At 56.9% G+C, this 11,764-nt stretch carries 10 protein-coding genes; all 10 read right to left on the bottom strand.

Annotation, left to right across the window (positions count from 1 at the left end):
• Positions 1-73: 73 nt before the first annotated feature.
• Positions 74-1,255, bottom strand: a complete 1,182-nt coding sequence (locus tag FWJ25_RS04025; RefSeq protein WP_149598937.1) for an ATP phosphoribosyltransferase regulatory subunit — start codon at positions 1,253-1,255, stop codon at positions 74-76.
• 179 nt (positions 1,256-1,434) lie between these two features.
• A complete protein-coding gene (gene hflC / locus FWJ25_RS04020) occupies positions 1,435-2,310 on the bottom strand; it encodes a protease modulator HflC (protein ID WP_149598936.1) in 876 nt (291 codons plus the stop codon).
• A gap of 2 nt (positions 2,311-2,312) precedes the next feature.
• Positions 2,313-3,500 carry an FtsH protease activity modulator HflK gene (gene hflK / locus FWJ25_RS04015; RefSeq protein WP_149598935.1) on the bottom strand — a complete coding sequence of 396 codons (1,188 nt, stop codon included), beginning with the start codon at positions 3,498-3,500 and terminating at the stop codon, positions 2,313-2,315.
• Between the two features lie 80 nt (positions 3,501-3,580).
• Positions 3,581-4,879 (bottom strand): ribosome rescue GTPase HflX, encoded by a 1,299-nt coding sequence (gene hflX / locus FWJ25_RS04010; protein WP_149598934.1) that lies wholly within the window; start codon positions 4,877-4,879, stop codon positions 3,581-3,583.
• A 116-nt stretch (positions 4,880-4,995) separates the two neighbouring features.
• The gene (hfq, locus tag FWJ25_RS04005) at positions 4,996-5,247 is read right to left on the bottom strand and encodes an RNA chaperone Hfq (RefSeq protein WP_149598933.1); all 252 of its coding nucleotides are present in this window, start codon (positions 5,245-5,247) and stop codon (positions 4,996-4,998) included.
• A 33-nt stretch (positions 5,248-5,280) separates the two neighbouring features.
• Entirely contained in the window at positions 5,281-6,327 is a 1,047-nt protein-coding gene (gene miaA / locus FWJ25_RS04000; protein WP_149598932.1) for a tRNA (adenosine(37)-N6)-dimethylallyltransferase MiaA, read from the bottom strand.
• Between the two features lie 6 nt (positions 6,328-6,333).
• Complete coding sequence (mutL, locus tag FWJ25_RS03995; RefSeq protein WP_149598931.1) at positions 6,334-8,256, bottom strand: DNA mismatch repair endonuclease MutL; 1,923 nt, start codon at positions 8,254-8,256, stop codon at positions 6,334-6,336.
• Positions 8,257-8,276: 20 nt separating this feature from the next.
• Positions 8,277-9,602 (bottom strand): N-acetylmuramoyl-L-alanine amidase, encoded by a 1,326-nt coding sequence (locus FWJ25_RS03990; protein ID WP_149599065.1) that lies wholly within the window; start codon positions 9,600-9,602, stop codon positions 8,277-8,279.
• Between the two features lie 61 nt (positions 9,603-9,663).
• Positions 9,664-10,161, bottom strand: a complete 498-nt coding sequence (gene tsaE / locus FWJ25_RS03985; protein WP_149598930.1) for a tRNA (adenosine(37)-N6)-threonylcarbamoyltransferase complex ATPase subunit type 1 TsaE — start codon at positions 10,159-10,161, stop codon at positions 9,664-9,666.
• On the bottom strand, positions 10,158-11,690 hold the full coding sequence (locus FWJ25_RS03980) for an NAD(P)H-hydrate dehydratase (RefSeq protein ID WP_188093558.1): 1,533 nt from the start codon (positions 11,688-11,690) through the stop codon (positions 10,158-10,160). Before FWJ25_RS03980 ends, tsaE begins: the two co-directional genes overlap by 4 nt.
• Between the last annotated feature and the right edge of the window lie 74 nt (positions 11,691-11,764).

Below are 11,764 nucleotides of genomic sequence, written 5' to 3'. Positions count from 1 at the left end.
CTCAATACGGCAGCCCGAAGGACGCCCGTTTCGCAAGTTTACCTGAAATAGTCTTACCGACACCCAAAGGGCATCAGCCCAAATTCTCAACAACCCACTGGCCATCCCGCTTGACCAGTTGACGGTCACACCCCTGCTCGACAGGATTACTTCCGGCTCCGCCAGGTAGCTCGCATACCACCGTCTCAGTCATACGGAGACCGGAAATCACGCCTTTGAGGGCCGGATCCGGGTCCGCTGGTGCCCAGACAGCGCCGGGGCGGGTCTGAACGCGCTCACCCAAAGAAACCAGAGCGCGAATATCAAGACTGAAGCCAGTCGCTGGACGTGCGCGGCCAAAATCACTGCCAATCGCGTCGTAGCGACCACCCTTGGCAACCGCATCACCGTGCCCCGGCACATAGGCTGCGAACACCAGCCCGGTGTGGTAGTTGTAACCGCGAAGCTCACAAAAATCGAAACCGTACTGTACGTCAGGAAAATCCCTGGACAACATTTCGGAAACCCGGCCAAGCTTTTCCAGCGCGGCATCCAGTTCGGCAGACGCTCCTGCAAGGATGGAACGGGCTTCTTCAAGCGCCTCCGGACCCCCACTGACCCGAGCCAGAGCTCTCAACCTGGCACCTGCGGAGTGTTCGGGGCACTGCCCGAGCAGCTCATCAAGCTCCGGAACCGACTTGCGGGCCATCGCGTCAAAAATCGCTTCCTGGGTATCGCGGTCGAAATCGGCTTCACCAATCAGGCTCTCGTAGATGGACACGTGAGCAAGGTCAAGGTGAATACGGGGCAGCCCGGCTACACGAAGCGTCTCCAGCATCAGGCTGATGACTTCCATATCCGCCGCTTCAGACTCGCTGCCGAAGAGCTCACAACCAGCCTGGATCGGGGTACGACCGGTCAGCATATGGCGCGGACGAGTATGCAGAACATGCCCGGCGTAACACAGTCGGGTAATGCCCTCATGCCCCAGAGTATGGGCATCAATTCGGGCGGCCTGGGGTGTCATATCTGCGCGAACGCCCATCATTCGGCCGGTCAGTTGATCGGTGAGCTTGAATGTCTGAAGCTCCAGATCATGTCCGGTACCGGTAAACAGGGATTCGAGGTATTCAATCAGCGGTGGGATTACGAGCTGGTAGCCCCAACGCTGGCAGGTATCCATTACGTCCCGGCGCAGGGATTCGATCCGTCCAGCCAGCGGCGGCAGAATGTCTTCTACCCCGTCCGGCAGTAACCAGCGATCAGATACTGTCATGAGATTTCGTTGTCCGTCATGCCCGCACCGGCGTCAGCGCCGTGGGGATTTCACAGGATTTAAGGCGAATTCCGGGCAGGAAAACCCGGAACAAAACCGCCAGAATTCTACACGGTTGGCGCGCACAAAAAAACCGGAATACCGAGGTATTCCGGTTTTTCCAATCATCGCACCAAAGCTTATCGAGCGCCTTGGGGATCCTTAAGGAACTTCATGAAGTCACTTTCGGAATCAATGACCATGAGATCATCCTTGTTTGCAAAGGTTTTCTCATAGGCCTGCAGGCTGCGATAGAAGCTGTAAAACTCCGCATTGGAGCCGTAGGCGTCGGCGTAAATCTTGGCTGCCTGACCGTCGCCCTCACCGCGGGTCTGTTCTGACTGGGCAAAAGCCTCTGCCAGAATCACGGTACGCTGGCGGTCAGCATCCGCACGGATACCTTCTGCCAACTCCTTACCGCGGGAGCGGAACTCCTGAGCCAGTTTCTCCCGCTCGGTGGCCATCCGACGATAAACGTTGTCGCTGACCTGACCTGGCAGTTCGATCGCCTTGACCCGAACGTCAAGAACCTCAATGCCGAATTCCTGAACGGATGTCTCGTTCACACGGTCACGAAGAGTATGCATCAGCTCGTCACGCTGGCCCGATACCACTTCATGCATGGTACGAACACCGAACTCATCCCGGAGGCCGTTATCCACCCGGGACAACAGCAGGGATTGCGCACGGTACTCGTCACCGCCGGTAGAACGATAGAACTGATCTACATCCTTGATTTTCCAAGCGATGTAGGAATCAACATCCAGCGGTTTCTTCTCAACGGTCAGATACTGACGGGACGGAAGATCCATGGTCAGAACGCGGATATCAAATTCCCGAACCTGATCGATCACCGGAGTCTTGAAGTGAATACCCGCCTGAATGTCGGTTTCAACCAACTCACCGAAGCGCAGCAGGACGCCACGATGGGTCTCCGGGATGATGTAAACACTCGACAGCACCAGCAGGACAACAATAAGGGCGCCTGCAAGACCCACTACACCTTTAGGTCCCATGATTATCTGCTCCTTCTTGTACTGCTGGCCTGACGGGCATTGAGCTCCCGGATTACCTGATCGGTCAGGGACTGAATATCGACAGAATCGCTGCCATCAGACGACAACTGGCTTGCAGACCGCGACACTGATCCCTGACCCAGACGATCCAGCGGCAGGTACATCATGTTACCGCTACCCTCTGTATCCACCAGGATCTTGCTACTGTTCGAAAACACCGATTCAAGTGTCTGCAGGTACAGACGGTCACGGGTCACGTCCGGAGCATTCTCGTAAACGGCCAGCAACTCAGTGAAACGTGCGGTTTCACCGCGGGCACGGTCGATAATTTCAGCTTTGTAGGCGTTTGCCTCTTCGATCATGCGCTGGGCCTTACCACGAGCCTCAGGCACAACCTTGTTGCGATAGGTTTCTGCCTCTTCCTTCACCCGCTGCTCATCTTCACGGGCACGCTGAACTTCACGGAATGCGTCCTGAACTGCAGCCGGCGGCTGGGTACTTTCAACGTTCACGCGAACAATTTCCAGGCCGGTGCCATATTCTTCCAGGAAGTTCTGCAGGCGCTGTTCAACACGCACGGCCAGTTCAGCACGACCTTCTGTCAACACATCATCCAGAGATGAGCTGCCTACTTCGTGGCGCAGGGCGCTGTCAGTTGCAAACGCCAGAGCCTGATTGGAATCTCTCACGTTCAGCACGTAAGCCTGAGCGTTAGACACCCGGTACTGAACCTGAAGATCCACGGTTACCAGGTTTTCGTCCTGAGTCAGCATCTGCCCAGTGGATTCGGCTGTGCGCACGTTGGTCACACGAACCTTGGTCACGTCATCAATCAGCGGCACTTTGAAGCGCAGGCCCGGGCTTTCAGTCCGGTTGTACTCGCCGAAACGAAGCACTACGGCCCGCTCCTGTTCATCCACCGTGTAGAATGACTGGAAAATCACGTAGCCAACAATAAGAATGCCAGCCAGCGCCAGAATGGCACCGAAGCCGCCACTACTGCTACTTCCGGAACCCCCGTTACTGCCGGATTTTCCACCTTTTCCACCCAACATCTTGTTAAGCTTGTCGAGGCCTTTCTTCAGCGCCTCATCAAGGTCTGGCGGTCCCTGATCATTGCCGCGACGACCACCACCGTTCCCCCAGGGATCGTTGTCGTTACGGTTTCCACCCGGTTCGTTCCAGGCCATAGTGCTCTCCGTTCCTGACTAAATAGAATGGCTGCAAATACTAGGGATTAATACGCGCCCCGGCAATAGCCGGCTCTCTTTCAGGCCGAATCCTGCTCGAGACGCACCGATTCTTCATTAAGCCCTGCCCGACTGAGTATCTGTTTCCAGTCGCGGTTCTGCATTCGGACCTCGAGTACAGTATCACCTGAGTCCCGATATTTCTCTCCAAGCACCGAGCCGGCTTCATGCAGCAGCGCCCTCAGCTTTCCATCGGTGGGGCCAAGCACCACAAAGTGATGCACAACATCCTCCGCAAGCCGCTCCACGATGGCATCAAAGAGTATATCCATACCCTCGCCGGTGACCGCAGAAACCCACACCCTCACCGGAATGCCTTCCTCGTTGCGATCAACCCTGGGGGCGAAGTGATCAAGCAGGTCAATCTTGTTGAACACCTGCAATACCGGTATTTCGTCGGCACCGATTTCTGCAAGTACCTCTTCAACCTGCTCGATATTGTCGTCCCTGCGATCGTCATGACTGTCGATCACATGAAGCAACAGTGACGCTTCGGTCGATTCTTCCAGGGTTGCACGAAAGGCTTCTACCAGTTTGTGAGGCAGATGCCGGATAAAGCCCACCGTGTCGGCCATTACGACCGGCCCGATATCTGGAAGTTCCAGCCTTCTCAACGTTGGATCAAGCGTCGCAAACAACTGATCAGCGGCATAGACCGTTGATGTTGTCACCCGATTGAACAAGGTGGACTTGCCAGCGTTGGTATAACCCACCAGCGACACCGTCGGAATATCGGCCCGTTTACGGGCACGACGCCCCTGATCACGCTGACGGCGGACTTTATCGAGTCGTTTATTGATAGACTTGATACGCTCACGCAGCAATCGGCGGTCGGTTTCAAGCTGCGTCTCACCCGGACCGCGGAGACCGATACCACCCTTCTGGCGTTCAAGGTGGGTCCAGCCCCGCACCAGACGAGTGGACATATGCTCAAGCTGGGCGAGCTCTACCTGCAACTTACCCTCGTGTGTACGGGCTCGCTGGGCAAAAATATCGAGAATCACGCCAGTACGGTCAAGCACACGACATTCCAGCTCCCGCTCAATATTGCGCTCCTGACTGGGACTGAGCGCATGATTGAACAGGACCACATCCGCTTCATAAGCAGCAATGGCATCGCGGATTTCGTCGAGTTTGCCTTCGCCGACAAACAAACGGGGGCTTGGCTGTTTGCGAGTACCGCTCACCAGCGCGACAGCGTCAACGCCTGCGGAACTCACCAACTCCCGAAATTCATCGGGATCTTCAGCCTCATCATGGGAAGTGAAATCGATGTGGACGAGAATGGCCCTTTCACCGACATCAGGACGTTCAAACAAGTGGTATGGACTCCAATGGTATCTATTCTGTGTCTGCCAAAAAACAAACACCCGCGCCCCTCGGAACCCTGAGGCTCGTCGGAAACGCGGGTGATCAAACCGTCAGACTGGAAAGATCAGTCTTCCGACTCACCTTCACCTGCCGGGTTCTGCTGCGGGATACGCACGTTACGCGCGGGAACCACAGTTGAAATCGCGTGCTTGTAGACCATCTGGCTGACAGTGTTTTTCAGCAAAATCACGAACTGGTCAAAAGACTCGATCTGGCCTTGCAGCTTGATGCCGTTGACCAGGAAGATGGAAACCGGGATGCGTTCCTTGCGCAAGGCGTTGAGGTAAGGGTCTTGTAATGAGTGCCCTTTTGACATGTGTATTCTCCTGTTTTTAGTAAATGCAGATCGTCATAATCCAGAATTAAATGTGGTGCGTTGTCCGATTTTTTTCAAGGCTACCTTAGTGATAAGTTTGTCTTCACTATCGAGCCATTCCACGTCGGACCACTTCCGCAACCAGGTTAACTGCCGTTTGGCCAGTTGGCGCGTGGCAGCAACGCCCTTGCTTACAAACGTGTCGTAATCATAGTCACCGGCCAGGTAAGCCCAGGCCTGACGATATCCGACACAACGCATGGAAGGTAGATCAGGGTTCAAGTCATCCCTGGCCATCAGCGAACGCATCTCGTCAAGAAAGCCTGTTTCCAGCATTTTGAGGAATCGCAGTTCAATTCTTTCATGCAGCACTCGGCGCTCAGATGGCGCCACGGCAAGCTGCACAACAGTATACGGAAGCGAAACGCTTTCGTCTGCCTGCCATTGGGTGAAATAGGTGTAATCCTCGACCCGCCGGCCATCCTCCCCGGTAGCCGCACCAACAGGCTCTGACGCCCAGAATGAGGAAATAGGCTTCCCGGTCAGCCTTATCACCTCGAGAGCACGTATCAGCCGTTGACGGTTATTCGGGTGAATCAGCCGTGCTGCGACCGGATCAGCCTGCTCAAGCTCCCGATGCAACTGTGACCACCCCCGTTCTTCGGCCTCTTTCTCCAGCTGAGCCCGCAACTCCGGGTCTGCAGATGGCAGGCTGGACATCCCGTGCAGCAGCGCCTTGAAGTACATCATGGTACCGCCCACCAGCAGGGGAATTCGCCCCGCTTCGGTAATCTTCGCCATTTCCGCCAGTGCATCTCTGCGAAAATCCGCAGCGGAGTAGGTTTCTGCCGGATCACAAATATCGATCAACCGGTGCGGAGCCTGCGCCAGCTCTTCGGCGGTTGGTTTAGCAGTGCCGATATCCATGCCCCGGTAGATCATGGCGGAATCGACACTGACAATGTCACACGGAAGGTGTTCGCACAGTTCGATCGCCAGATCCGTCTTGCCTGACGCGGTCGGCCCCATCAGGAAGATCGCCAGAGGCGGCTTATCACTTTTCGCCGTTTGTTCGGTCATATCCGGTCACCGGCCACGCAGGAACAGCTTATCAAGCTCAGACAGTGTCACCAGAGTCCAGGTAGGTCGCCCGTGGTTACACTGCCCACTGCGTTCCGTCGCTTCCATATCCCGCAACAGGGAATTCATTTCCGGTATAGTGAGCTGGCGATTGGCGCGAACCGAGCCGTGGCAAGCCATGGTGCCCAACAACTCATGGGTTACAGCTTCTACCCGATCACTCTGACCGTGCTCAATCAGGTCTGCCAACACATCCCGGACGAGTTGCTCCGTATCGGCTCCCCGCAACAGGGCGGGCACCTGCCGCACAGCGAGGGTTTCCGGGCCGATACGTTCAATCTGAAGCCCGAGCTTGTGCAACTCTTCGCCGTGACTTTCTGTCAATGACGCCTCTTTCTGACTCACCGCGAGAGACAAAGGAACCAGCAACGGCTGACTTTTCAGATCCTGTTCCGCCAGTGCTCGCTTCATTCGCTCATAGGTAATCCGCTCATGGGCCGCATGCATATCAACAACAATGAGGCCAGCTTTACCCTGGGCGAGGATATAAATGCCATGAAGCTGGGCGATGGCGTAGCCAAGGGGCGGCTCTTCATCACTATCTACCGGTGGTGTCAGCCCCGGCGTCATGACCGGGGACGTTACCGGCTGCTGCGACTGACCATGATCAACTCCGCCGCCGGCGTTCAGAGACTGATAGAATGCCATCTGATCACTGGCACGCCACTCCTGCTGAGGCGCGCCCGCACCAGGCTGACCACCATAGCTATGACCTGAAACCGACGGCACAGATTGTCCGGATGCGGCCTGCCCCGGATGCCACGCGCTATCAGGCTGAGCGCTATGGATACCGGCACCAACTGGCTCCTGCGTCGCAGCTTCACGGCCAAATGACTGAGCAACGGCACCGCGCAGATGATCATCCGGGCGAACATCCGCCAGGGCCTTGTGCAAGGTACGGAAGATGAAATCATGGACCAGCCGCCCATCCCGGAAACGCACTTCGTGTTTGGTGGGATGCACGTTTACATCGACGGTTGCCGGATCCACCTCGAGGTAGAGCACAAACGCGGGATGGCGATTGTTGTAGAGCACATCCCGGTACGCCTGGCGAACGGCATGAGCCACCAGACGATCACGAATAACCCTGCCGTTTACAAAGAAATACTGAAGATCCGCCTGGCTCCGGGAAAACGTCGGCAGGGCAACCCAGCCCCAGAGCCGAAGCCCGGTGGCTTCGGCATTGATCACCACCGAGTTGTCGATAAACTGCTGGCCACACAGGGAACCAATACGACGCTCCTTGTCCAGCGGAGTCTCAGCCGGGCGAAGGCTTTGCACGGTTCTCTGGTTATGTCGCAGGGTAAAACCGGCATCAAAACGGCTCAGAGCCTGACGACGCACACATTCTTCAACGTGGTTGAATTCGGTCTTTTCCGTACGCAGGAACTTGCGACGGGCTGGCGTATTGAAAAACAGGTCGCGCACTTCTACCGTGGTCCCCACTGGGTGGGCTGCCGGAGAAATTCGCGCATCCATATCACGCCCCTCCACCTCAACCCTGGATGCAGCTTCCTGGGATTCGGTTCGGGAAGTCAAAGACAGCCGGGAAACAGAACTGATACTGGCTAGCGCCTCGCCACGAAAACCCAGCGAGGCCACTGCCTCAAGGTCTTCAAGGCTTGAAATCTTGCTGGTCGCATGACGACTGAGAGCCAGAGGAAGATCATTTTCTTCAATGCCGCAACCGTCGTCCCGGACCCGAATCAGTTTGACGCCGCCCTGTTCTACGTCAACATCGACCCGGTTGGCACCTGCGTCCAGAGCATTTTCAACCAACTCTTTAACGACCGATGCGGGGCGCTCCACGACCTCGCCCGCGGCAATCTGGTTCGCGAGCCGCGGCGAGAGCAATTGGATGTGGGGCATATTGCGGGAAAACCTCTTGATCAGGATGCGGGAATACGAATGGTTTGCCCTACCATAACACGGTCATCCCTCAAGCCGTTAAACTGCATGAGCTCGCTGACAGTTGTTTCGTTTTCCCGAGCCACGCCAGACAGGGTATCGCCGCGTTGAATCCGGTATTGGCTGACACTGGCACTACCGCGTCGCTGCTGTTTCTGCCAAGCCAGCAGTGTGCCTGGTGGCGGTGTTTTCTGAAAATATTCATCGACTCCACTCATGATGGCTTTCGCCAACTTATCCCGATACCACTGGGTCGAAAGATTTTTCTCTTCCTGGGGATTGGAGATAAACCCGGCTTCCACCAGGATGGAAGGAATATCCGGTGACTTCAGCACGACGAACGCGGCCTGCTCGACCCCAGACTTATGCAATTTTGCCACTTTCCCCAGATTCCCCAGTACGGAACTTCCCACCCCCAGGCTGGCGTTAATACTGGCAGTCATCGAAAGATCCAGCAAAACGCCGGCAAGGGTATCGTCCCGCCCGTCCAACGACACACCGCCGGTTAGATCGGAACGGTTTTCGGATTGCGCCAGCCAGCGCGCCGTCTCACTGGTTGCTCCACGCTGGGACAGGGCGAACACGGACGCTCCCTTGGGCTGAGGCGTGCGGAATGCGTCAGCGTGCACGGACACAAACAGGTCCGCGTTGTGCTTGCGTGCAAGCAGGGTCCGGTTACGCAAACCAATGTAATAATCACCCGTACGGGTCAGCTTCGCGGTATACCCCGGCTGCTTGTCAATCAGGCTGGCAAGTGTCCTCGCCATTTTCAGAACCACGTCTTTTTCCCGGGTACCACGAGGGCCAATCGCCCCGGGGTCCTCGCCACCGTGTCCCGCGTCTACCACTACCACAATATCCCGTTTACCCGCAGAATCCTGGGTAACCGTTGGCTTGGCCGGTTCATCAAACTTCCTGCCACCCTCGTCAATCAGATCCACCACCAGGCGGTGCCCATACTGGCCGTTCGGCTCCAATTGAAAACTTCTGGGCTTGATATCGGCCTTCAGGTCCAGCACAACCCTGAGGTCTGAGCCATTACGGGGCGCACTACGAATTTTCCGAATGGGGCTGCCGGACAGGTCCAGCCTGCCAAAGTCAGTCTTCAGGTCAGCATTTTTCAGGTCGATCACCAACCGGGACGGTCCTTTCAGGGAGAAGATGTTATGTTCAACCTGACCAGCAACGTCCAGAACCAGGCGGGTGTGATCCGGCGCAGGCCAGACCCTGACACCTTCCACACGGGTCGCAGACTGAGCAGCCATCGACAGGATCAACAACAGCGCACCCACCCCTGCCGCCAGCATTCTGACGTTGTTTATGTACAGTTTTTTCATACGGACATTCCGTTTTTTACAACCCGGGCCATCAGGCTTCTGGCCCAAACATATCGAGTTCATTGAGCATGGCCACACCCCGTTCGGAATGTACCCTCAAAATCGCTGAACGCCCCTGCCCCTCGCGGTCCAGATGAATTTCCAGATCCGGCTCTGGCAGCAGGCCATGCCCCCGCTCCGGCCATTCGATCAGGCAAAGGTTCTCGCTGGCAAAATAATCACGAATACCCATATACTCCAGCTCTTCCGGATCACCCAGCCGGTAAAGGTCAAAGTGATAGGCGGGCGGCTCCAGACTTTCATAGGGCTCAACCAGGGTATATGTCGGGCTCTTGACCGCCCCTTCATGGCCCAGTCCACGCATCACACCACGGCTCAGGGTCGTTTTCCCCATGCCCAGATCACCATCGAGATAAATCACCAGCCCGTGCCCTGACTTGCTCACCAGCTTCGCCAGTTCCCGACCCAGTTTCTCAGTCTCGTCTTCACCTTCGAGGTAGAGCCGCCGCTCATTCCCGAAAATTGTCATTCTTCAGACTCCTTGAACACCATAGGCAGTGCATCAATCACATCTGTAGGTAGCAAGCCGATGTACCCTCTTTCCTGTGATGCCCGGTCAGCAGCCGCCAGATGAACCGATGCCCCCAGGATTGCAGCCTGCGCCGGGTCGCCGAGCTGGGCATACAACGCACCAATGACACCGGCCAATACGTCGCCCATACCACCGGTAGCCATACCTGGATTGCTGCCGCTAACCAGATCCACCGGGGCATCCCCGGTGGCGATTACAGTACCCGCCCCTTTGAGGAGCACCACCCCACCGTATAGTGACTGCAATTTCTTGGCTGCTGAGATCCTGTCCGCCTCAATTTCCGGCACCAGGCATCCAAGCAGCCTGGCGGCTTCCCCCGGGTGCGGCGTCAGAACACGCCCATCAGCCCGGATCGCCACCCGTGACGACATCAGATTCAATGCGTCAGCATCCAGAACCTGAGCCTTTCCGCTGGCTAACACTTGCTCCAGCATCTGCTGCCCCCAGGCGCTACGCCCGATCCCCGGACCACAGACAATCACATCAGCGGGCTCCAGCAACGGAGGCAACTCCGAACCATGGATAACCCCGTGAACCATCACCGATGGACACCGGGCCAGCGCCGCCGAAACATGCTCAGGCCTTGTCGCCAGGGATACCAGCCCGGCGCCGGATCGCCCTGCGGCTTCCGCTGCCATCAAACCGGCGCCGCCAAAACCGCGATCACCGGCAACAATCAAGACATGCCCGAACCGTCCCTTGTGCGCATTGGCAGGCCTGGGCATAAGCCAGCGACGGGTCGACAACCAATCCCGGCGTGTTGCAATCGGGCACTCTCCACTGTCGCTGGCCCCTTGTTCTACTCCAAGCGCATCAAACTGAACCAACCCGCTCACAGCGGGCCCATGACCGGTAAAAAGTCCGGCCTTCAGTCCGATAAACGTAACGGTCATATCGGCACGGACCACTTCGCCATCCACCGCTCCGGTCGTTGCATTCAGTCCCGAAGGCAGGTCAATTGCCAGGACGGGGACTCCAGCGCCATTGCACCGGGCAATCATCGCCGAAAACGGCTCACGGGGCGCTCCGGACACGCCGGTCCCCAGCATGGCGTCAACAATCAGACCTGAGCCGGAGAAGAGCTGATCCAGAGCAGCAGCATCCAGCCCACCCAGCGCCAGGATTGAAACCCCGTCATCCACAGCCTTCTGCCATGCCTTGCGCGCATCGCCCGAGAGTTTGTCTGCAGGCGCAACTGAAAGACAACGAACCTCGAGTCCATGCCTGGCTGCGTTCGCGGCCACCAGATAACCGTCGCCGCCATTGTTACCCGAACCACACAGCACGAGAATCGGACCGCTCTCCGGCCAGCGCTGCACCAGCCGATGAAACGCCGCACGGGCCGCGGCCTGCATCAATTCGAAACCATCAACACCTTGCTGCTCAATAACATAGCGATCAATCGCCCGCACAGCATCGGCGGAGAACAACGCGTCTGGTAAACTGCTGGAAACGGACGACGCCATGTTACTGAGCTCCCGCTACAGAAACCGGTTTAAGAAAAATGGCCAGATACCTGTAAAGCATAGCAAAACGACCG

The sequence above is a fragment of the Marinobacter salinexigens genome (assembly GCF_008370345.1).
GTDB lineage: Bacteria > Pseudomonadota > Gammaproteobacteria > Pseudomonadales > Oleiphilaceae > Marinobacter > Marinobacter salinexigens.
This window is presented reverse-complemented; position numbering and strand designations above follow the sequence as displayed.